Annotated in this window: 25 protein-coding genes; 10 read left to right on the top strand and 15 right to left on the bottom strand. The window is 64.8% G+C overall.

Annotation, left to right across the window (positions count from 1 at the left end):
* Positions 1–8: 8 nt before the first annotated feature.
* From KPB06_RS09775 to KPB06_RS09730, 10 genes are all read right to left on the bottom strand, one after another.
* Positions 9–1,316, bottom strand: a complete 1,308-nt coding sequence (locus KPB06_RS09775; protein WP_099318572.1) for a dicarboxylate/amino acid:cation symporter — start codon at positions 1,314–1,316, stop codon at positions 9–11.
* A gap of 413 nt (positions 1,317–1,729) precedes the next feature.
* Entirely contained in the window at positions 1,730–2,464 is a 735-nt protein-coding gene (locus KPB06_RS09770) for an ABC transporter substrate-binding protein (RefSeq protein WP_060967484.1), read from the bottom strand.
* 267 nt (positions 2,465–2,731) lie between these two features.
* A complete protein-coding gene (locus tag KPB06_RS09765; RefSeq protein WP_104012688.1) occupies positions 2,732–3,073 on the bottom strand; it encodes a hypothetical protein in 342 nt (113 codons plus the stop codon).
* Between the two features lie 46 nt (positions 3,074–3,119).
* Positions 3,120–3,326 carry a hypothetical protein gene (locus KPB06_RS09760; protein WP_104012687.1) on the bottom strand — a complete coding sequence of 69 codons (207 nt, stop codon included), beginning with the start codon at positions 3,324–3,326 and terminating at the stop codon, positions 3,120–3,122.
* A 9-nt stretch (positions 3,327–3,335) separates the two neighbouring features.
* The gene (gene rpsU / locus KPB06_RS09755; RefSeq protein WP_059577430.1) at positions 3,336–3,548 is read right to left on the bottom strand and encodes a 30S ribosomal protein S21; all 213 of its coding nucleotides are present in this window, start codon (positions 3,546–3,548) and stop codon (positions 3,336–3,338) included.
* A gap of 33 nt (positions 3,549–3,581) precedes the next feature.
* Complete coding sequence (locus tag KPB06_RS09750) at positions 3,582–3,791, bottom strand: hypothetical protein (protein WP_059577999.1); 210 nt, start codon at positions 3,789–3,791, stop codon at positions 3,582–3,584.
* A 48-nt stretch (positions 3,792–3,839) separates the two neighbouring features.
* Positions 3,840–4,124: a hypothetical protein gene (locus KPB06_RS09745; protein WP_059578002.1), complete on the bottom strand. Its 285-nt coding sequence runs from the start codon at positions 4,122–4,124 to the stop codon at positions 3,840–3,842.
* 269 nt (positions 4,125–4,393) lie between these two features.
* Positions 4,394–4,549 (bottom strand): hypothetical protein, encoded by a 156-nt coding sequence (locus KPB06_RS09740; RefSeq protein ID WP_167351634.1) that lies wholly within the window; start codon positions 4,547–4,549, stop codon positions 4,394–4,396.
* Between the two features lie 242 nt (positions 4,550–4,791).
* Positions 4,792–4,995 carry a cold-shock protein gene (locus KPB06_RS09735; RefSeq protein WP_059637809.1) on the bottom strand — a complete coding sequence of 68 codons (204 nt, stop codon included), beginning with the start codon at positions 4,993–4,995 and terminating at the stop codon, positions 4,792–4,794.
* 267 nt (positions 4,996–5,262) lie between these two features.
* Positions 5,263–5,547, bottom strand: a complete 285-nt coding sequence (locus KPB06_RS09730; protein WP_059637806.1) for a hypothetical protein — start codon at positions 5,545–5,547, stop codon at positions 5,263–5,265.
* Between the two features lie 341 nt (positions 5,548–5,888).
* On the opposite strand from KPB06_RS09730, the gene KPB06_RS09725 reads away from it, so the two are divergent.
* Genes KPB06_RS09725 through KPB06_RS09710 form a run of 4 tightly spaced genes read left to right on the top strand, consistent with a single transcriptional unit; the run spans position 5,889 to position 8,862 of the window.
* Positions 5,889–6,851, top strand: coding sequence for a chromate resistance protein ChrB domain-containing protein (locus KPB06_RS09725; RefSeq protein WP_099318569.1), 963 nt, complete (start codon positions 5,889–5,891; stop codon positions 6,849–6,851).
* Between the two features lie 19 nt (positions 6,852–6,870).
* Entirely contained in the window at positions 6,871–8,043 is a 1,173-nt protein-coding gene (locus tag KPB06_RS09720) for a chromate transporter (protein ID WP_275905506.1), read from the top strand.
* A 14-nt stretch (positions 8,044–8,057) separates the two neighbouring features.
* Positions 8,058–8,519, top strand: a complete 462-nt coding sequence (locus KPB06_RS09715) for a chromate resistance protein ChrB domain-containing protein (protein ID WP_124657546.1) — start codon at positions 8,058–8,060, stop codon at positions 8,517–8,519.
* A gap of 55 nt (positions 8,520–8,574) precedes the next feature.
* The gene (locus KPB06_RS09710) at positions 8,575–8,862 is read left to right on the top strand and encodes a hypothetical protein (protein WP_275905533.1); all 288 of its coding nucleotides are present in this window, start codon (positions 8,575–8,577) and stop codon (positions 8,860–8,862) included.
* Here the strand turns inward: KPB06_RS09710 and KPB06_RS09705 are convergent.
* The 3 genes from KPB06_RS09705 to KPB06_RS09695 all read right to left on the bottom strand — a co-directional run bounded on the left by KPB06_RS09705 (position 8,835) and on the right by KPB06_RS09695 (position 12,354).
* Positions 8,835–9,992 (bottom strand): DUF4382 domain-containing protein, encoded by a 1,158-nt coding sequence (locus KPB06_RS09705; protein ID WP_275905507.1) that lies wholly within the window; start codon positions 9,990–9,992, stop codon positions 8,835–8,837. The two genes, KPB06_RS09710 and KPB06_RS09705, sit on opposite strands and share 28 nt — an antisense overlap.
* Before the next feature lie 248 nt (positions 9,993–10,240).
* Positions 10,241–11,137: an oxidoreductase gene (locus KPB06_RS09700; protein ID WP_275905508.1), complete on the bottom strand. Its 897-nt coding sequence runs from the start codon at positions 11,135–11,137 to the stop codon at positions 10,241–10,243.
* Between the two features lie 5 nt (positions 11,138–11,142).
* Positions 11,143–12,354, bottom strand: coding sequence for an MFS transporter (locus KPB06_RS09695; RefSeq protein WP_275905531.1), 1,212 nt, complete (start codon positions 12,352–12,354; stop codon positions 11,143–11,145).
* Positions 12,355–12,492: 138 nt separating this feature from the next.
* Between KPB06_RS09695 and gcvA the strand changes: the two genes are divergently transcribed.
* Positions 12,493–13,425, top strand: a complete 933-nt coding sequence (gene gcvA, locus KPB06_RS09690; RefSeq protein WP_059637796.1) for a transcriptional regulator GcvA — start codon at positions 12,493–12,495, stop codon at positions 13,423–13,425.
* 71 nt (positions 13,426–13,496) lie between these two features.
* On the opposite strand, the gene KPB06_RS09685 is transcribed toward gcvA, so the two are convergent.
* Both KPB06_RS09685 and KPB06_RS09680 read right to left on the bottom strand, forming a co-directional pair.
* Entirely contained in the window at positions 13,497–14,663 is a 1,167-nt protein-coding gene (locus tag KPB06_RS09685; RefSeq protein ID WP_059578008.1) for a porin, read from the bottom strand.
* Positions 14,664–15,364: 701 nt separating this feature from the next.
* A complete protein-coding gene (locus KPB06_RS09680; RefSeq protein ID WP_099318565.1) occupies positions 15,365–15,829 on the bottom strand; it encodes a GNAT family N-acetyltransferase in 465 nt (154 codons plus the stop codon).
* Between the two features lie 149 nt (positions 15,830–15,978).
* On the opposite strand from KPB06_RS09680, the gene KPB06_RS09675 reads away from it, so the two are divergent.
* From KPB06_RS09675 to nosR, 5 genes are all read left to right on the top strand, one after another.
* Positions 15,979–16,641, top strand: a complete 663-nt coding sequence (locus KPB06_RS09675) for a GntR family transcriptional regulator (protein WP_059577463.1) — start codon at positions 15,979–15,981, stop codon at positions 16,639–16,641.
* Positions 16,625–17,863, top strand: a complete 1,239-nt coding sequence (locus tag KPB06_RS09670) for a dicarboxylate/amino acid:cation symporter (RefSeq protein WP_059577466.1) — start codon at positions 16,625–16,627, stop codon at positions 17,861–17,863. The genes KPB06_RS09675 and KPB06_RS09670 overlap by 17 nt, the downstream gene beginning before the upstream one ends.
* 174 nt (positions 17,864–18,037) lie before the next feature.
* The gene (locus KPB06_RS09665; protein WP_060010662.1) at positions 18,038–18,439 is read left to right on the top strand and encodes a hypothetical protein; all 402 of its coding nucleotides are present in this window, start codon (positions 18,038–18,040) and stop codon (positions 18,437–18,439) included.
* A 449-nt stretch (positions 18,440–18,888) separates the two neighbouring features.
* A complete protein-coding gene (locus KPB06_RS09660; protein ID WP_275905509.1) occupies positions 18,889–19,383 on the top strand; it encodes a GNAT family N-acetyltransferase in 495 nt (164 codons plus the stop codon).
* A gap of 76 nt (positions 19,384–19,459) precedes the next feature.
* Positions 19,460–20,863 (top strand): response regulator c-di-GMP phosphodiesterase, NosR family, encoded by a 1,404-nt coding sequence (gene nosR / locus KPB06_RS09655; protein ID WP_275905510.1) that lies wholly within the window; start codon positions 19,460–19,462, stop codon positions 20,861–20,863.
* The last annotated feature ends 77 nt before the right edge of the window (positions 20,864–20,940 follow it).

Below are 20,940 nucleotides of genomic sequence, written 5' to 3'. Positions count from 1 at the left end.
GGCCTCCGTCAGACTTCCGTCGGATGTGCGATCGTCGCTTCCTGTTCCGCTTCGATGCGCGCCGCGTTGGCCTCGGCTTCCGCCTCCGACATCAGTTGTCCTTCCCATTTCGCGACTACCGCGCTCGCGATCGAGTTGCCGACCGCGTTCGTGGCCGAGCGGCCCATGTCGAGGAACGTGTCGACGCCGAGGATCAGCAGTAGCCCGGCTTCCGGCAGCCCGAACTGGTGCAGCGTCGCGGCGATCACGACGAGCGACGCGCGCGGCACGCCGGCCATTCCCTTCGACGTGAGCATCAGCACGAGCAGCATCGTGATCTGCGTGCCGAGCGACAGATGGACGTTGTACGCCTGCGCGATGAACAGCGACGCGAACGTGCAGTACATCATCGAGCCGTCGAGGTTGAACGAATAACCCATCGGCATCACGAAGCTCGAGATCTTGCGCTTCACGCCGAAGCGGTCGAGCGCATCGAGGATCTTCGGATACGCGGCTTCGGAGCTCGCCGTCGCGAACGACAGCATGAACGCTTCCTTGATCAGCACCAGCAGCTTGAACACGCGCGGGCCGAGAAACAGCAACCCGGCGCAGACGAGCAATGCCCAGAGCAGGAACAGGCTCAGATAGAAATCGCCCATGAACACCGCGAACTTCAGCAGCACCGACAGCCCGTTCACCGCGACGGTCGCGGCCATCGCGGCCAATACGGCGAGCGGCGCGAGCTTCATCACGTAGCCGGTGATTTTCAGCATCACGTGCGACAGTTGATCGATCGCGGCCACGAGGATCTTGCCGCGTTCGCCGAGCGCGGCGAGCGCCACGCCGAAGAACATCGAGAACACGACGATCTGCAGGATTTCGTTGTTCGCCATCGCCTCGGCGATCGACTTCGGCACCATGTGGCCGACGAAATCCTTCAACGTGAACTTGGAGGTCGCGAGGTTCGCCGATGCGCCGATGTCCGGCAGCGGCAGGCCGAGGTTGTCGCCGGGCCGCAGCAGGTTCGCCATCAGCAGCCCGAGCAGCAGCGAGACCAGCGACGCGGTGATGAACCAGCCGAACGCTTTCGCGAACACGCGCCCGACCGAGGCCGCGTCGCCCATGTGCGCGATGCCGACGACCAGCGTCGAGAACACCAGCGGCCCGATCACCATCTTGATCAGCCGCAGGAACACGTCGGAGACGAGCGAGATGTAGCCGGCGATTTCGGTCGCGGCCTTTTTGTCGGGAAAGCTCGTGAAGACCATGTAGCCGATTGCGATGCCTGCCAGCATCGCGATCAGGATCCAGACGGCTGCAGCATTCTTTTTTCGCATCGAGAGCCTCCCATGCACCGGTTTCGCAATCGGGGATGGAAGGACGATACAGGACCAGAATGACGATGAACAGTGCAACCGGGTCCGGGTTTGCGCTAGCGCGGGGACGAGGCCGATCGGGCTCGGCGATTGCGCCGGTGGCGCTTCGTGCCCGAAGCCGGCGCGATCCGCAACGGGTTGGTGCGGAGCAGCACATTGCCCCATTCGGCGGTCGCGGGGTCGCGACGTCCGGCGCCGCTTCGCCATTTGCGCGTGTCCTGTGCCCGGCGATGCTGCGTTGCCGCGATTCCGTACGCGTCATGCGCGCGAGGACCGAGCCGGCGCGTGCTGAAATCGCATGCCCGAGCCGCGAGCCGGACGGCCTCGGCGGTCAACGGGTGGGCGCGTTCGGCATGTCGCTGCGCGGCTGTCGATCAGCCAGCCGGCGCGACCGATGCGCCCGTGATGCCGTGCCGGCGCAGCGAATCGGCGACGAAGCCCGACGCCTTCATCTCCTCGACGAACGCGTTCAGCACCGCGGCCGCCGCGTCACCGCGGCTCTTCGGCACGCCCATCGCCTGCCGGATCACCATGAAGCGCTCGTCGAGCAGGCGCAGGCCCGGCGTTTTCGCGGCGTCGGCTTCGAGCTGCTGCTTCACGCCGGCCGCCACTTCCAGCTTTTGCTCGACGAACGTCGACACGACCGCTTGCGACGTCGGCGCGCGCACGATCCGCGCGGCTTTCAGTTCGCGGGTGAGGAACAGGTCGTATGCGCTCCCGTTGCCGACGGCCACGCGGTTGTGCGGCTGGTCGACGTCCGCATGGGTGCGGATCGGCGACGCGTCGGGCACGAGATAGAAACCTTCGATCAGCACGTACGGTGCGGTGAACGCAACGGTTTCGCCGCGCAGCGGATCGATCGCGAAGAAGCCGAAATCGGCGCGCTCGTCGGTCAGCGCCTGCACCGATTTGCCGGCGGCGTCGAACACCACGAGTTCCAGATCGGCCGACAGGCGCTCGGCGAATGCACGGGCGAGGTCGATCGAGACGCCGAACGGTTCGCCCGTTGCCGGGTCGCGGTTCGCGAGGATCGGGTTGCCGAGGTTGATCGATGCGCGGAGCTTGCCGGTGGGGGTGAAGGCGGAGACGACAGCAGGAGCGATGGGCATGAGCAGACTCGCGGGAGGCTTGGGGTCGGTCGGGTGACGGGTGCGCGACAGCGCGTCGATGCCGAGCTTATCATCGGGACGCCCGATGTAGCACGCCGCGGGCGTGGCCGCGTCGAAACGCCGAGCCGGCACGCGACTTTTTTAATCGGTCGCGCCCCGATATGTCGGCACGAACGCGAACCGCGTTCGCATGTCACTGACGCATCGACCCCTGCCTGTCGGTCGCCGTTGCCGGATTGCATGTCGTCCCGTCAACGGGGATCAAGGTCAGACATGCTCGCGAAGGTAACGGATGCACGCCATGCGGAGGCCCGCCCGATCCGTCGAGGCGTCCGGAGAAGCGGGCGCCGGCGCCGGTTCGGCATGCGCGAGCGATTGCGCGAGTGCGGCGCTGTCGGCCGGGCCGGCCGATTTCGCGATCTGAAGCGAAGCGTGGCCTATCCAGACGCGATCGCGCCACTCGCATTTCGCACGATGGATGACCAGCCACGCCTGCAGCGATTCGGCGAGTTGGAACGGCGAAAGCCACGCGCGCGTCTGCCTGCGGGTGACGAGTTGCATGACAACGAGGAAGTAGAGCAGATCGACGTACTGGGTCCGGCCGCGCATGGTCCTTTTTGGGGTTGTCGGTGCTGGCGAGTGCGCCGGTGTCGGATTACTGCCGAACGGCGAGCGCCTTCTCGATCGCGGCAATCAGCTTGAACGCATCGCTACGCCCGATCAGAAGCCCGCGGCTGGTGTACTCGCACCCGAATGCGTAGAAGCTCGGCAGCAGTGTCACCATGTCGTTCTGCTGATCGAAGTCGACTTCGCATTTCGTCAGCGGGAAGAACGGAGGCGCCTCGGCCGGCATGTCGTACACGATGTCCTCCTAGTACATTTTTCGGGGCGGCAACATGCGCTTGGCCCGCAGGCGCTGCCTGGCAACGGCGCTGGCCTTCTTGCGCTTGCGCTCCGTCGTGGGCTTCTCGTAGCCGGTGCGGGCGCGCAATTCGCGAATCAGCCCGGTTTTCTCGATGCCGCGCCGGAATCGCCGCAGCGCGACATCGATCGGTTCGTTGAGCTTCAGCGTAATTGTCGTCATGTAGATCCTGTCGGGAAAGGCTGGAACGGAAAGCTAGCCGAGCCGCGTCATGACGGCGCTGGCTATCTCGTCGGATTCGAATTCCGAATATCCTGCTCCGATCGAGAGCGCACGTACCGCCATGAACATGTGCAGCTCGGGTTGGTGGCACATCGCTGAATCGGCGATTCTGGCGGGAACGACGGTGTCGATCCGGGTGACTTCATGCCGTTCGATCAAGCCGAGCAGTTCGTCGATGATCATTTCGTCCTCCAAAATACCGAAAAATTGCGTTGTGCCGACGAGCGCGCGTCAGCGCGCGCTGGAAAAGAAGCCCTGTTTGTCCCGATTGTCGTCGATGATGTTCTCGGCAAAGCGCACCGACGCACGACGTGCGTCGCCGGCATTGTCGAATGGGGAGATGTCGTGCAATCGGAAGGTCTGGCTCTGCGTCAGCGTATCGGTGGTGCCGCGCAGGCAAATCTTGACGGCCGCGTCGAACCCGGCGTCGTAGTTGTGCGGGCAGCCATGCGGCGCGGCCACGTGAGGGTAAATCAGCGGATAAATCTCGAATCCACGATAGACGTGCATGCTCATGACGAACTCCTGGCGTTCGGCCACGGCGAGTCGCATGGGCGAACACGTTCGGCCAGTATTCCCATTGCAGGGCGGGCCGGTGGGTGAAGGGGACAACGTTGCAGCGCGAAGGAGGGGCGATGCAGCAAGCGGGCGGGTGGAGGGGCGAACGTCGGAGGGCGGCCGATCGTTCGGATGAGTCCATCATACGCGCATCCTTCGTCGAACGTCCAATTTATTCCGGATTGGCGCACGCACTTCGTCGAGGACGTCGCCCGGTTTCAGGCGGGTTATTGTGGAGCAGGCGGGCGTTTCTTCGCGGGCGATTTCGTGACCGCGGGCGGTTTGGGCGGCACCCAGTTCAATGCGGTGCCCAGCTTCGGCAAAGTGATGGCCTGGCTGGCACGCGGAGGCGCCTTGTTGCGGCGAGGCTGGTTTCGGGTCATGCGGGTTCTCCTGCTGCACCGCTTGCGCGGTTCGGTAAGCATGACGTGCGCCGCTCTCTCGCGCGCGGTCGGCCGTGCGGCGCGGCGAGTGAGGGTCGGGTGTCGGCATACGCACGGGCCGACGGCCGGATGCGAAGCGGATGAGCGTGCCTGCGTCGAGTCGCGTTGACTGCGACGGAGGGCGCAGCACGTGAAGCGGCAGCGATGTGCCGCTTCGCGAACAGGGGCTGACGGTTCAGCGATTACAGCGGGGTGATGTTCGACGCCTGCAGCCCTTTGGGGCCCGTCTTCGTTTCGAAGCTGACCTTCTGGCCTTCCGCGAGGGTCTTGAAGCCATCGCCGCGGATCTCCGAGAAGTGGGCGAACAGATCGTCGCTGCCGTTGTCGGGGGTGATGAAGCCGAAGCCCTTGCTGTCGTTGAACCACTTGACGGTACCGGTATCCATGTTGGATCTCCTGAAAATGAACGAGCGCATATGCCTCGTATGGACGAGGAAAAGGAATCAAGGAGGGAGAGGACAACGAATACCGCAGGCTGCGGTCGATGATGAGCAGCAATCGCGCTTCTTGAATACTTCCGCGGCCGACAGTACGCGTCGGCACGAAACGTGTCAAGCGCTATCGGCAGGGGCGGAACGCGTGACGCCTGGGTCGCGATCGGTCCCTTGCCGGCACGCCTGTCGCCCGTGCGATACGTCGTCCCGGCGACGACGTCAGAGGGTCGTCAGCAAATGCAACTGACGTTCGGTCTCGTTTCCCGCGACCAACGAAAAGAACCCGGTCTCGCGACGCTCGACTATCGTGAGCCCCTCGCTGTCGGAGAAGACGTTCCAGGCGATGCCGTCGACATGTGCGATCGCTCCACGCGTTCGCGCGAATGCCAGCAAGAGCCGACTCGCCTGGCGGCGGAGCACCTGACGATCCGAATTCAGCACATAAGGGGGGCAGCCCGCACGCAGGACGAGATAGTGAGGAATGACGCTGGGATCAATTTTCATGGGGCGGTTTCATGTGCGGGCCTGCGTTTGCCGTTCAGTTGCAGTCTGCGCGGTGTCGGGGAAAAGCGTTCGGTCGCTCGACGGCAGCCTGCCGTGGCGTGCTTTCAGTTTATGCGCAGAACCGCCCGATTCGCAGGATATCGTCACGATGTGCCGCGGCGTCGACCGCATATCGGGCCCGCATCGGGTTGCGCGGCCGGCGACGAGGCGGCCCGGGCGCGGTTGACGGTCGTTGTTTTTACCTTCCTGTTCCACGCGTCGAGCATGGCTGCGTGCCGTCGAAATGGTGTAGCGATATCTACCGAATTGCAGTGTTCGTGACGGCCACTTATGCTGCCGTCATGAATGCCGTCCCGACTTCCTGGCTCCTGTTGATCGTCAGTCTGCCGACCTCCGGCGCGACTGCCCGCATGCGCATCTGGCGTACCGTCAAGGCGCTCGGCTGTGGTGCACTGCGGGACGGCGCCTATCTGTTGCCTGCGCATGCCGAGCAGGCGGCGCAACTGCGTGAGCTCGCCGACGAGGCGCGCAACGGCGAAGGGCAGGCGTGGTTGCTGGATGTCCGGGCGGACGATCCTGCCGACGAAGACGCGTACCAGTCGCTGTTCGATCGCGCGGGCGATTACGCAGGCTGGCTCGCCGAGCTTTCGGCGGCCCGCAGCACGCTGCCCGATCTGGCGGTCGCCGAGCTCAACCGCCTGCAACGCCGCCATGCTCGCAACTACGAGGCGATTCGAAGCATCGATTTCTTTCCCGGCGAAACTTCGCTGCGCGCGCAGGCGCAATGGCGGGATTTCACCGCCGCGGTCGAAGCGTTGCGCTCGCCCGGCGAGCCGCATGCCGCGCAGCGCGGCATTCCGCGTCGCGACCGTGCGCAGTATCAGGGCAGGTTGTGGGCGACGCGCCGTCACCTGTGGGTCGATCGCGTCGCCAGCGCGTGGCTGATTCAGCGTTTCATCGATCCTCATGCCCGCTTCGTGTGGCTGGACAACCTCGCCGATTGCCCGGCCGACGCGCTCGGCTTCGACTTCGACGGCGCGCCGTTCACGCATGTGGGCGATCGCGTGTCGTTCGAGGTGCTGGTCGCCAGCTTCGGGCTGGGCGACAACGACGGACTCGCCCGGCTGGGCGCCATGGTGCATGCGCTGGATGTGGGCGGCGCCACCGTGCCGGAAGCCGGCGGATTCGAGGCCATTCTCGCCGGCGCCCGAAAGCGCGTCGCCGACGATGACGCATTGCTGACGGAGATCGGCACCGTACTCGATTCGTTGTACGTGCATTTCCGCGGCAACCGCCAACCCTGACCATGCTGCTCGCGCCAACATGAATACACACCGGGACCGCCCGGCCTATACGCTGTGGCAAATGATCGGGTACTTCGCGCGGCTCGGCGCGACGGGGTTCGGCGGGCCGGTCGCGCTCGCGGGCTACATGCATCGGGATCTCGTGGATACGCGCCGATGGATCGCGGACGCGGACTACAAGGAAGGCCTGGCGCTCGCGCAACTCGCCCCCGGCCCGCTCGCCGCGCAACTGGCGATCTATCTCGGCTACGTGCATTACCGCATCGTCGGCGCCACGATGGTCGGGATCGCGTTCGTGCTGCCGTCGTTTGTGATGGTGGTGCTGCTCGGCTACGCGTACACGCGATTCGGCGGCCTGACGTGGATGCAGTCGGTGTTCTACGGCGTCGGCGCGGCGGTGATCGGCATCATCGCGATCAGCGCGCGCAAGCTGACCGCGAAAAGCATCGGCCGCGACACGCTGCTGTGGGCGATCTATCTCGCGCTGGTGGCCGTGACGGTGATCACCGAATCGGAAGTGGCGTGGCTGTTTCTCGCGGCGGGTGTGCTCGTCTGGCTCACGCGCGCGCCGCCCCGGTGGTTACGCCAGCGGCGCGTCGATGCGGTCGTGGCGTGGCCCGTTTCCGCCACGGGCGCATGGCTCGGTATCGTCGACTGGCCGCAGCTCGTGCAACTGGCCGTCTTCTTCGCGAAGGCCGGCGCGTTCGTGTTCGGCTCGGGGCTCGCGATCGTGCCGTTCCTTTATGGGGGCGTGGTCACCGAGCACCATTGGCTCAGCGAGAAGCAGTTCGTCGACGCCGTGGCGGTCGCGATGATCACGCCGGGCCCGGTCGTCATCACGGTCGGCTTCATCGGCTATCTGGTGGCGGGGTTGCCCGGCGCGTGCGTGGCGGCGGCGGGTACGTTCCTGCCGTGCTATCTGTTCACGGTATTGCCGGCCCCGTACTTCAAGAAATACGGCAGGCTGCCGGCGATCCTGGCGTTCGTCGACGGCGTGACGGCCGCGGCCGTCGGCGCGATCACGGGGTCGGTGATCGTGCTGGCCCGACGCTCGATCGTCGACGTGCCGACCGCATTGGTGGCGCTCGCGACGATCGTGCTGCTGGTCAGGTTCAAGAAGCTGTCGGAGCCGATGGTCGTCGGCGGAGCCGCCGTGATGGGCCTGATCGTGTATCCGCTGTTGCATCGCTGACCGTGGAGGCCGCCATGCAATGGATTACTCGCCAACGTCCGAAAATCGACCGGATAGCGTGTCCCTGGCTCATTGCCCGTTTTATCGACGAGACGCCCGAATTTCTCTATGTTGCGCCGGGCGATGTGCTGCGCATCGCCGGCGAGACCGGCGCGATCCCGTACGACATTCCCGGCGTGGAATTGACGCACGTCGGCGAGCAATGCAGCTTCGACGCGTTTCTCGACAAGTACGGTCTGGCCGACGATCAGGCGTTGCAGCACATGGCCTGCATCATCCGCGGCGCGGATACGTCGCGGCTCGACCTGACGCCGCAGTCGGGCGGGCTTCATGCGATTTCGCTCGGACTGTCGGACATGTTTCCCGACGATCACGCGATGCTGGAACACGGTCTCGTCATGTACGACGCGCTGTATGCGTGGTGCGGGCATTGTCAGGCCGAAGGCCATGCGTGGCCGCCGAAGATGGCGGAGTGACGCGGCGGGGAACGGGGATTCGCCGAGCCGTCGGGCATGGGCGCCGGCTGGCTCGATGGATGAAAAAAAGCCCGCGGCTGCCGCGGGCTTTACATCAACAATTGCCTTTCTTGGCCTGTCCCGGCGGACAGAATCCATTCCCCGGCCCGCCTTGCGGCGCGACCACGACCGGTGCGCCAGGAACATAGGCGACGCACCCGCCGAGCGCGCCCACCATGCTCGCCGCTACGAGCAACGCGATCATCCCTTTTTTCACTTCGTTCTCCCGTTGGAAGGAAAGGGCCGTTCGGCCCTTTCGATGATGCCGTCAGCGCGTCAGAAGCTGAAGTTGACGTTGGACTGACTGGTCGTTGCGTTGACGTTTGCCGATTGGGTCGCCCCCGATGCCGCGTCGGCCTCGATCGTGTATTGGCCTGCGGCGGCCGGCGCCGCGGCCAGCGCGACCGGCAGCGAACCCGAGTAGGTGCCGACGATCGGCGCGGCAGTGGGCACGGACAGCGAATAGGCGCCGGTGTCCATGTTCGCGTTGATCGACGTGATCTCGTACGCGTTCGCATCGATCGTCTGCAGCGCGCGCACGAAGGCGTTCGCGCTGGTCGTGACCGTACCGCTGACGGTGCTCATCGTCGACGCAGGCAGCGTGATCGGTGCGGTCGACGCCGACACCGCCGTGGTCGTGTTCACCACCACCGGCACCGAGCGGACGATACCCGACGCGAAGTTGTTCTTCACGATCACGACGTCGTAGTTGCCCTGCGTCGAGCTCTGGATCAGCGGCGACAGCACGAACTTCCCGGAACTGTCGGCCACCGTGCCGCGAACGACCTTGCCGCCCTGTTCGGCATAGACGGTCGAGCCGGCTTCGGCCGATGCGACGTAACCGGCGATCGCGCCGCTCACGACGGTCGGGATCGCGGTGACGACCGGCTTCAGCGCATACGAGCCGTTGCCGCGCTGGACGATCGACTTGCACGCATTGAAGTCGAGCACGAGATCGACGAGCGTGTTGGGCTGGACCGTGAACGGCTGGATGATCTTGTAGCCGCTTTGCGTCGCGCTCGGCGTGGCGAGCGCCTGTTCCGAGCCGCCGGTCGGGACGACCGAGTTCGCGAGGTTGTTGCCTTGATTCTGCGCGAGCACCAGCCGGACTTGCTGATACTGGCCGGCGGGCAGCGCGGTCTGGCCCAGATCGGCGAGCACGCCGTTGGTCAGCGACAGCAGGTCGATCTTCTGCGGCGTCGCGAGGGAAACGGTCGACCAGCCGGCATCGTTGTCGGAGGCATTCGCGTTGGCGTTGACGCGGACCTGCGAGACGGTGACGTACACATGGTCGAAGCCGCAGGAAGGCGCGTCCGTCATCGCGACGTGCAGCGTACCGGTTTGCGTGCCGCCGCCGTCGTCGCCGCCGCCGCAACCAGCGAGTACGAACGGCACGAAGGCGGCGCACAGGGCGCTCTTGATGATGGTGTTCATATGTCACCCCCAGATGGGATCGTTATTGTGGGTGACGGAAGAATAGCCGGACGGCAACTCACTATCTGGGCATCTTTGAAACGAACGGTAACTTTTTGTTCGGCCGGTCAATTTTTACCGGAATTGACCTCGCATCGGCGCGCGCCGGGCGGGTGGCGACGGCGATTGATTCGTACGGAGCGGCAGCAAGCATCTTTTGTCAGACGTTAGCGCTGCCTTTGGCGCAGAGTATTTGTGGCGGTCCGGCATCAGCCCGGCCCGTCGCTCGCGGCCGCGAGCAGCGGCACGACCAGATCGCTGATCGGCGTCGGAATGCCGTGCGTTCGTCCGTATCGCTGCACGACGCCATTGCGGCAGTCCCATTCGAGCGGGCGGTTGCCCTGCCGGTCGGCCAGAATGGACGTTCCCAAATCGGGCGGAAAGCCGTGGAATCCATCGATGATCTCCTGCGGCACTTCATCGCCCAGCTTCGCGCCCTCCGCACGCGCGACCGCGAGACATTCCCGCAGGTAGGCGAGCGACAGTTCGGTGATGTCGCTTCGCGAGAACATGCCGGCGCGGCGACCGGTCAGCACCATGAGCCCCGCCACCGCGTTCTGCAAAAGCTTTCGCCACGCGAGCGAGACGAAATCCTCCGCCACCTCGGGCGAGCAGCGCGTGCCGCGCAACGCCGAGGCCACCACGTTGCCGGCCGGCGTATCGGGCAGGGTGAGCCGGGGCCTGCCGCGCAGCCACACCGACTCGCCCGATTCGCGTTGCGCGGGAAACCAGACGACCGATGGCACGACCGCGGCGCCGGCCGCATACGGTGCGAACGCGGCCTGTTGCTCGACGCCGTTTTGCAGCACGCAGACGACGGTATTCGCGTCGCATAGCGCGGAGACCCACGGCGCCGCGCTCGCTATCTGCGTCGACTTGACCGCAATGAACACGAGATCGAACCGGCCCTCGACCGCTTGCGGATCGGTCAGCACGGGCCCGGGCACGACGATTTCGCCGCCGTCGAAGCGCAACTTCAATTGCGCGTGCGCCGAGCGGCCGCAGATCACCGGCGTGCGGCCGGCTTCATGAAGGGCCGCGGCGACGGTCGTTCCGATTGCGCCCGGACCGACGAGGGCGACGGTCGGGTAGTCAGGTTTCGTCATGGTGTTCATCCTGTCGAGTCGTCCGCCAGATGCGGGCGCAGCGCGAGGGCGAGCGGAAAAATCGCGAGGGCCGTCAACGCGGTCGCATAGGTGGCGCCGTGCACGCCGATCCAGTCGCCCAGGAAGCCGTAGAGCACGGGCGACAGCGCGCCCGACGCGATCGTCCCGGTATAGAAGATCGCGAACGCGCGCTCGGTGCGTTCGGGCGCGGACATCTCCGGCACGGTCCCGTACAGCACCGACGAAGTGCCGTTGAGCATCATACCCAGAATGGGCAGCAGCACCATGGTCGGCGCCAACGGGAGATACATCACCGCGATGATGCACGCCGCTGTCCCGCCCTCCGTGAGCAGCACCGTCCTGACCATGCCCATGCGCGCGCCGAGCCAGCCGCACATGAATTTGCCGGCCGCGCCGCCGATGAAAACGAGCGCAAGGGCCGTGCCCAGCAGTTGCGGCGAGACGCCCTTGGCCTTGAGCAGGAACGGCAGAAAGGTAAGCAGTCCCATGCGTACGGCCGTATCGAGCACGCCGATCGAAAACAGCGCGGAGAATCCGCTTCGCCCGGTGCCGCTGCGTTGAGTGGACGCCTGGCCTTTGACCGTCATGTTGGCGGCGGCGCGTGGCACGGCCGGAAACCAGAGCGCGATGACGGCGGCCACGACACCGCCCAATCCGGCGACGATCCATAGCGCATGACGCCACGGCATCATCGTCACGAGCAGCGAAATGGCGGCCGGCAGCGCGGATTTCCCCAGATCGCCGGAAAAGTTGTAGATGCTCAGCGGGCCTCTCGCGTCGCGCCCATAGACGCGAGAGACGGCGCCCGACGCGATCGGATGCTGCGTGCTGGAGCCGCCGCCCGAAATCGCGAGCGCGACGCCCAAGCCGAGCAGGCCGCCCGACATGCCCGCGATCGCATAGCCGAGCGCGGCGAGCAGCGTGCCGATTGCGAGGGTCGAGCGGCTGCCCAGGCGTTGCGCGAGGCGCCCGGCCGACAATTGCAGCGTCGCCATCGTGCCGGCATAGACGCCGCGCAGGATGGCGAGGGCCGCGAAGTCGAGCCCGAATTCCGACTGCCACACGGGAAGCAGCGCGTAGATCATGTCCGTATAGCCGTCGTGCATGGCATGCGCAATGCACGATAGCCACAGCACGCGCCGTCGGGGTGGCGCAGTCTCCTGCATCACGGGAGGGGAAAAAACCGGCAGGCGCATCGTCATTCGCTCCGTGCGAGCGGGGGAGGGGAGCCGCTTGTGGCATCGCTTTCACGCTCGATGCGTCGATTTTATGGCCGACGCGACAGCCATTTCAATTGAGCTAAAATCGCGTCAGTTGGGAGAAAAAGTCACGTCATGAACGAAAGCCGGGATGCCGCGAAGCCCCGGGGCGAGTTGCCCCCGCTCAATGCGCTGCGCGCCTTCGATGCGGTCGCGCGGCACGGCAGCTTCGCGGCTGCCGCGGCGGAACTGCACGTGACCCACTGGGCCGTGGGCAAGCAGATCAGGTTGCTGGAGGACTGGTTCGGGCTGCCGCTGTTCGACCGTCGTCCGCGCGGCGTCGTGCTGACCGACGAAGGGGCCGCGTTGCTGAACGACGTCAGCCACGCGTTCGAGCGCCTCGGTACCGCGGTGGGGCGGCTGCGCCACAACCCGTTCACGCACCGGATATCAGGCGTCGTGCGGGTGAACGTGCCGATGAGCTTCGCGCTTTGCTGGCTGCTGCCGCGGCTCGCCGATTTTCATTCGCGGTACCCCGACATCGACGTGAGGGTGTCGACGACGTCGCGCAAGCTGCGCTATGTCGCCGACGCGTTCGATATCGGTGTCCGCTCCGGTCCCGAGCAGGGCGCGGGCGTCGTGTCGCGCTCGTTGATGCCTGATTTGCGCGTGCCGGCCTGCAATCCCGCCTTGCTGCGGCAGCACCCGATCCAGAGCGTGGCCGACCTGCGCCATCACGTCCTGCTGCATTCGGCCACGACACGCTCCGCGTGGTCGCACTGGTTGAAGGAAGCGGGCGCTTCCGATCTGCGAGCCGCACGCCATGTCGAATTCGATCACGTGAATCTTCAGTTGGGCGCGGCCATCGAGGGGCTCGGCGTGGCGCTGGCCTCGCTGCCGCTGATCGGCCGCGATCTCGCCGAGGGGCGCCTCGTGTGTCCCATCGCGGCGCCGGTATGGCGTGCCGACGACTACATGCTGGTGACGAACGCCGATCGCGCCGACGATGCCGCCGTGTCCGCGTTCGAGGAATGGATGGAGCGCATGGCGAGTCAGGAGGGCGGCTAGGTCCGCCGGTCAGGCCGGGCGGCACGACGCCGGGGTCGTGCCGCCACTGCGCCGGTGTTGCCGGTCGGCGATCAGAAGCCGTGGAACATGCCGATGTTGACCTGAACCTGGTTGCCGCCCGACGAGGTGTTGCCGAAGTCGGCGGCCGAGGCCTGCGCGCCCTTCGCATGCACGTAGGCGCCCATCGCGTACAGCGCGGTACTCTTCGACAGCGAGTACGTTGCCCCCAGCGACACCTGGTTGATCGAGGCCATCGTGCGACCTTCGGCGGCTTGCGCGGGCGTGGCCGCGGAACCGTAGACATACGTGTAGCCGGTCGCGAGCGACAGCGCCGGCGTGACCCGGTACTGCAGCAGCGCGCCGAGCACGTTGAAGTGGATCGACGGCTGGCCATCGTTGCCCTTGTACTGGGCGTTCGAGTAGCGCAGGCCAGCCGTGTACGGCCCCACCTCGTATTGCGCGGCCACTTGCGCGATGCCCGCGCTCTTGAACGCATTGCCACCGTTGTAGCCCGAACTCGGATAGCCCAGCGCGCCGCCGAAACTCGGTTGTGCCGTTGCGTTCAGCCAGCCGTTCTCGCCCTGGTTGACCGCACGAAAGTAGCCGCCGGCGACCGTCAGGCCGCCTTGCGCGTAGGTCGCGGCCGCCGACCACGACTGACCCGAGCCCGTTGCGCCGGCCACGCCGCCGAACGAGTACGCGGCTTCGGCCTGGAAGCCGTGGATGATCGGCGAAATGTACTTCACCGCGTTGTTCTGGTTCGTCGTGTTGTCGTTGTTGTCGACGTCGCCCGGGGTCGAGAAGGTCGACGCCGAAATGGCGTCGCCCGTCAGGACCTGGACCATTTCCGTCACGGCGTCGAGCTGGCGCCCCAAGCGCAAGGCGCCGTACTGATTGGACGCGAGGCCCACGTAAGCCTGGCGGTTGAACAGCGAACGCGTGTTACCGATGGGCCCCTGGCCGCCTATGCCGCCCGTCCCAATACTGAAACCGTTCTCGATCTTGAATACCGCCTGGAGGCCGCCGCCGAGATCCTCCTGCCCCCTGAGGCCCCACTTGTTCGAACCGGCGGCACCGCCATCGAGGCCGTACCTGCTGTGGCCATTGATGTTCGACGTGTAGCCGATACCGGCATCGAGCATGCCATACAGGGTGACCGACGACTGTGCCATTGCTGCCGACGATGCTGCGAAGGCGGCAACGGCGATAACGCTGATGTTGATCTTCTTGTTTTTCATCTGCATTTCACTGTGAGGAGAAGTTTCGGGACGGATTGAAACGGCTTGTGTCGCATTCGAATGCAGATGACGACGCACGGCCTGTGCGTCGTTCCGGTCGCGCCGGCCGGCGTCGTATATTCGCTCGGTCCGATCGGCATGCCACATTCGACCATTTCGTTATCCTTACAATTTGATGCGGGGAACGCGACGCTGCTCGACCTATCCTGCACCCCCGATCAGAACGATCGCGGCGCCCCAACCTGAACGAAAGCGACTTCCTTGCTTTCGTTGCCGCTCCAGCTATCCTGTGTCGTCGCGCTTTGCAGGCGGAAAGACCATATCAGGAACATAAATTCCCGTCAAAATTAGTTTGATATAAGTTAATCTCGTTTGATAACGTCGCGCCTTACGGAGTTTCCCTGATAGGAACCGGGGTCCACGGAGGTGTATCGAGGTGCGCGCCGTCGCGCCGCCGAATGTCGACAACGGCAAGCGAAGGCGGAGAACGGAGGTGAACGCGATATTCGGTTGCGGGCCGCCACGACGATCAGCCATCAGGAAGGAAAGTACCGGTCGCCAGGGTCATTCTGGATAACCGTTCCATTTTCTCCGCGATTGCAATAATCGAAATGGAGAAGGCGATCGTTGAATATCTGTCCGGGCCGGCCGGCGCCGGACACTGACGCCGACCGAGATCGAACGTCAGCCGCGGACGAAACTCAGCGCTCGATCCGGCGCTGCATTAGATAAAATTTCATGTCGTCGCGCCCGCGCATTGAAATCGGAATCGGATCGCGATCGAAGCCGAGGATTTCATAGAACCGATATGCCGATTCGCGCGCCGTGCACCAGAGCAGAATGCCGCGTTGTTCGCGCACATGGCGAATGGACAGATTGACCAGCAGGCGTCCGAATCCCAGGCCGCGTACCGACGGATGGACGGCCATGCCGCGCAGGCGCCACGCGTCGGCGTCCGAAATGCCGGCGTGTCCTTCCTTGCAAACCGATGCGACGGCGACGATGGCGTCGTGGTCGCGAACGGCAAAGTGCATGGTAGTGGGGGCGAGGTCGCCATGCAGGGCGCTTCCCTCCTCGTCTCCCGCCATCAGGATTGCGGCTCTGAGGGGATAGGTTTCTTCCGCACGGACGGCACAGATGGTAAAGCGCACATCTTGTGAAATCATATAATTATCGGCTCTCTTCGTGACGCGGATTTTCTTCCGTTTCTCTTTCGGTATACCCACTCGCAAAATTAGCAGTTGCCGTGCGTTATGAGTAAGGGTAATTTCCTATCCGCGACTTCTTTTCAATCATACGCTAACTGCGATCACAGATGACGTCGAAAGTCTCGACAGATGCAGAGCTCGCCTACGACGAGATCCGATCGAGGATCTTTGACGGCCGGCTTGCGCCTGGACAGAAAGTATCTCATCGAGGCCTGTCGGATGAACTGGGTTTCGGCCAAATGCCGGTGCGCAGCGCATTGCATTTGCTCGAGTCCGAAGGGCTGGTCGTCGTCATCGAAAAGAGCGGCACCTATGTCGCTTCGCCGACCACGAGCGATCTCCGCGAAATTTTTGAAATGCGGCTGGCGCTGGAGAGTACCGCGGCGTTTCTTGCAGCGAGGTCGGGCGCAACGGCAGGGCTGCGCGAGGCCGCGGTAAAAATGCAGGAACTGGTTGAGCGGGACGTCTCGGACATCATGCTCGAGCAACGTATCGGCTGGGTGTTTCATCAAGAGTTGTTCGCTGCCGCACGGAACGTCCGGATCTCGTCGGCGTATGGTCTGTTGCGGGCCCAGACCCTGGCCCTGAACGAACTCCCGCGCGGCGACGCCGAAACCGTTCGGCGCGGCACGATCGAGCACCTGCACATCTTTCACGCAATCGAAGCGAACGACGGCGAGCTTGCGCGTCAGCATATGTGGAATCACATCGTCGACGGTACGCCGGCACGGATCAAACTGTTAAAGGCACGGCATGAACACGAAAAATAAAGGGCTTTCCCTCCCGATGCAGATGCTTGGCGGACTCGTCCTGGGCGCCGCGTGCGGCGTGTTTGCGCCGGGCTTTGCCGCGAAGCTCGGCTTTCTGAGCGCGATGTTCGGCCACGCGATCAAGATGGTCGTCATGCCGCTGATCTTCCTGTCGGTCACGGTCGGGGTCTTTCGGGCCGGCAGACTTCGCGAGCGGCTCGGAAAGGTCGCCCTGTCCAGTATCGGCTTCTTCGTATTGATGACGGGCCTGGCCGCGTCGCTCGGCCTGCTGCTCAACCTTGCATTTCGACCGGGCCTCGGTGCGAGCATGACGCAATCCGGATCGATGCCCGCGGCGCTCGCGTCGAGCATCGACTGGACGAAATTTCTCGTCGATCTGATTCCCGCAAACATCGTCGCTGCGCTCGCGGCGGGAAATTCGCTGCCGGTGCTCGTCTTCGGCGTCATTTTCGGTGCGGCATTGGCGGCGGCCCCCGAGCGCGCCGAGCCTGCGATCGCCGTGTTCGAGGCGCTGCTGTCGGGACTGTTCAAGATGGTCCAGTGGGTGATCGCATGGTCGCCGCTCGCGATCTTCGCCGCGATCGCGCAGTTGTTGTCAGCCAAGGGCTTTGCGGGCGCGCACTCGCTTATCGAGCTTCTGGGCGTCGCCTATCTCGGCATGGCGATTCTCGCGGTTGTACTCACGGCCGTCATTCGCGTCGCCGGTCAGTCGCCTCTGGCCGTGCTCAGGAAGGTGAAGGAACCGCTGATCCTCGGCTTCACGACGCGCTCTTCCGAAATTACCTATCCGCTGCATCTGAAGAAACTCGTTGAACTGGGCGTTCCGTACGGCGTGGCGTCGACGATCTTGCCTCTCGCCTATATTTTCAACCGCGACGGCGCGGTGCTCTACACGGCTCTTGCGGTCGGCTATCTGGCCGACGCCTATCACCTTGCGTGGTCCTGGCCGCTCGCGATCACGATTCTGATCTTGACGATCATCACCATCGACGGCGCAGCCAACGTGCCGTCCGGGGCGATCGTCGCCATCACCATCGTTCTGACGTCGATCGGGTTGCCGGCCGATGCGGTGCTGCTGCTCCTGGGCGTCGACGCGTTTTTCGACATGGGGAGAACCGCCCTCAACGTCTACGGGAGCACGGCGGCAGCCGCTGTTGCGGTGAGACTTTCCGGTTCCGACAGTATCGCCGCCGAACCCGTCACGGGTCAGGCGAGCGTGTAGGCGCTTCGGAAGCGACGGACGCCGCGCGTGGCGATGTTGAGCCCCGCCGATTACCAGGCGCTGGCGCACGTCCGTTCGAGCATTCAGGCAGGGCGAAGGGAACAGGTTGGATGGACGTGCGTTCCGATCAAGCTTCAGTGGGTGGAACGACGTATTTTTTGCCGGAGAAACAGGATGATTGGTTCAGAGTCCGCTGATTTTTTCATGCTGCGCCTGGGTACGCCGCATCCGTCGTGGATGTTCACCGATGACAGCAACATGCTTGGCATCGGCGATTGCGACGGGGTGATGAGCGCCATGTTCGAGCTGGATCGCAACCAGGTCGCACGGATCAGAAAACTGGGCCGATCGGTGGAGAGGATTCGGTGCACGTGCGAGCGCGCTGGCCGGGAGCTGCACTTTTATCTCCATGGCAGGCAGGTATCCCAAGGCGTATGGGTCGGGGTCGCGTCGGCCGATCCCGACTATCTTCCGACCGACGAGATGATCGCCACATGGGAAGTACCGACGCCCGACGATGCGTTCAGGTTCGCGGGCGTGAGCGCAAACCGGGACGCATCGGTTAGCCCGGCCTGAACTGCGATCACAGATTATTGCGCGGGTTCGAGCGGGCAACGCTCCGACCGGCCTGATCGATCTCTTGACCTGCCCGCCCGTCACACCGCGCGCGCCGTTCAATGCATGTGGTTCTGGCACACACCAACCTCGGATCGCCAGGACCTTTTTGCTGGCCGGTTCACCGGCCAGCGCTTTTTATTCCATTGAGCCGATTGCATCGGTTCGTTTGCTTCGCGCTCACCGACCAGAGGGTGACGTGCCGCGCCGAAGCCCGCGTCGAACGAAGACGCCCAGGCTCGGTTGGCCTCGTTCGTCGGTGAAGCGCGAGATATCGGCGAAGGATTTCCGGCCACGCGAGCGCGACGCATCGAGGCGCCCGGGCGACGTCGTGCGTCCTCGATGCCCCGGTGGCGCGGTGGCGCCAGACCGGGCGCTTGCTTCTCCGTGCATCCCGCCAGCCAAAGACAATGTCCCTGACCTTCGTCCCCGTCACGCACGCCGACGCCGACACGCTCGTCGCGATCCGCATCGCCGCGATGCGCGACAGCCTCGAGCGCATCGGCCGTTTCGATCCGCAGCGTGCGCGCGACCGGTTTCTCGCGTCGTTCGACCCCGCGCAATGCCGTTTCATCGAAGCCGGCCATTTGCGTGCGGGCTTCTACACGCTTCGCCCGATGGCGGACCACTGGTTGCTCGACCACCTGTACATCCTGCCCGCGCATCAGCGCAAGGGCATCGGCGCCGCCGTGCTGCGCCGGATCCTCGCCGAAGCCGACGAACACCGGATGCCCGTTCGCGTCGGCGCATTGCGCGGCAGCGACTCGAACCGCTTCTACGAACGGCACGGTTTCGTGCGAACCGCCGAAGCGCAATGGGACATCTACTACCGGCGCGGACCGGGCACGGCGGCGACGTCGCGTTCGCGCGATGCATGCCGGTTGAAATCGACGCGCACGTATTAGCGTTTCCCCCGATGTGGAAAACGCGGAGCCGGCCGATGTTGCAGAGAGGGCGTAAATAATTGATCCGAGGCCGATTATGACGACATCTGCAACAAACGGCGTGAATGCCGTGTCGCCCGAAACGTCCGACACCGCGGCGCCATCCGGCGAAGCGGCGTCGATCCTGCTGGTCGACGACGAACCGAACGTGTTGTCCGCGCTCAGGCGCGTATTCCGGCCCACCGGCTACGACATCGTGACCGCCGACAGCGGCGAGGCCGCGCTCGACATCCTCGCGTCGACCGACATCGACCTGATCGTGTCCGACATGCGGATGCCGCACATGAGCGGCGCGGAATTCCTGGCGCGCGCGCGGGCGCTGTACCCGGACACGATGCGCATTTTGCTGACCGGCTATGCGGAGATCGCGTCGGTCGTGCAGGCCGTCAACGAAGGCGGCGTCTATCGCTACCTGAACAAGCCGTGGGACGATCACGACCTGCTGCTGACCATTGAGCAGGCGCTGGAGCAGCGCCGTCTGCGTCGCGAAGCGGCGCGGCTGGCGGCGCTGACGGAGGCGCAGAACGAAGCGCTGCGCCGATTCAATACGGACCTCGAAACGCAGGTTCGCGCGCGCACCGAGGAGCTCGGCCAAACGGTGATGTTCCTCGAAGCGGCGCAAGGCGACCTGAAAAGCAGCTTCACGGCGATGGTTCAGGTGTGCGCGAGCATGATCGAGCTGCGCTGCGGGGCCGCGAGCGGGCATGCGATGCGCGTCGGCGAGATCGCGCGGCGGCTCGCGCTGGCCGCCGGAATGAGCGAACTGCACGCGCAGGACGTCTATTTCGCGGGGCTGTTGCACGGCATCGGCAAGCTGTCGCTGCCGGACGAATTGCTGCACAAGCCGCTCGCGAAGATGACCACGGACGAGCACCGCGTGTTCCAGGAGCATCCGTTGCGGGCGCAGATGGTGCTGACGCCGGTCGCCCAGTTGCACAAGGTCGCGTCGATCGTGCTGCACCAGTACGAGCGCTTCAACGGCCGCGGCACGCCGGACGGGCTGGTCGGCGACGCGATCCCGATCGGGTCGCGGATCGTCGCGATCGCGCGCGATTTCGAAGGCCTGCGCCACGGCGAAATCGGCGCACCGCATTCGATCGAGCAGGCGATCGACGTGTTGCGCTCGCAGGCGAGCGTGCGGTACGACCCGCAACTGGTTGCCGACTTCATCGAGTTGATGCGGGATCCGGCGAGTCTCGGCATTGCGGCGTCCGTCGCGGAAATCCGGTCGGCTCAACTGCGCGAAGGGATGGAGCTCGCCGACGATTTGCGCACGCATCGCGGCGTGTTGTTGATGACGAAGGGAAGCGTGATGTCCGCGCACCAGATCGAGCTTGTGCGCCGCTTCGAGACGCGGGAGGGCACGCCGTTCGACATTCTCGTGCTGGCGCGTCCGGCCGGCCAGACGCACGCTCCCAACGCAGGCGCGCCGCCGGCCTGACATCGAACGTCGGCCTGACGGCCGCGGGGCGCGCGACCGCCCGCGCCGCGGCGATGCATTCAACCCGTTCCGGGCGT

Origin of the sequence: Burkholderia semiarida, from assembly GCF_029268935.1 — a bacterium.
Classification (GTDB): Bacteria; Pseudomonadota; Gammaproteobacteria; order Burkholderiales; family Burkholderiaceae; genus Burkholderia; species Burkholderia semiarida.
The sequence above is the reverse complement of the archived record's forward strand: the minus strand, read 5'-3'. Positions and strand labels throughout refer to the sequence as shown.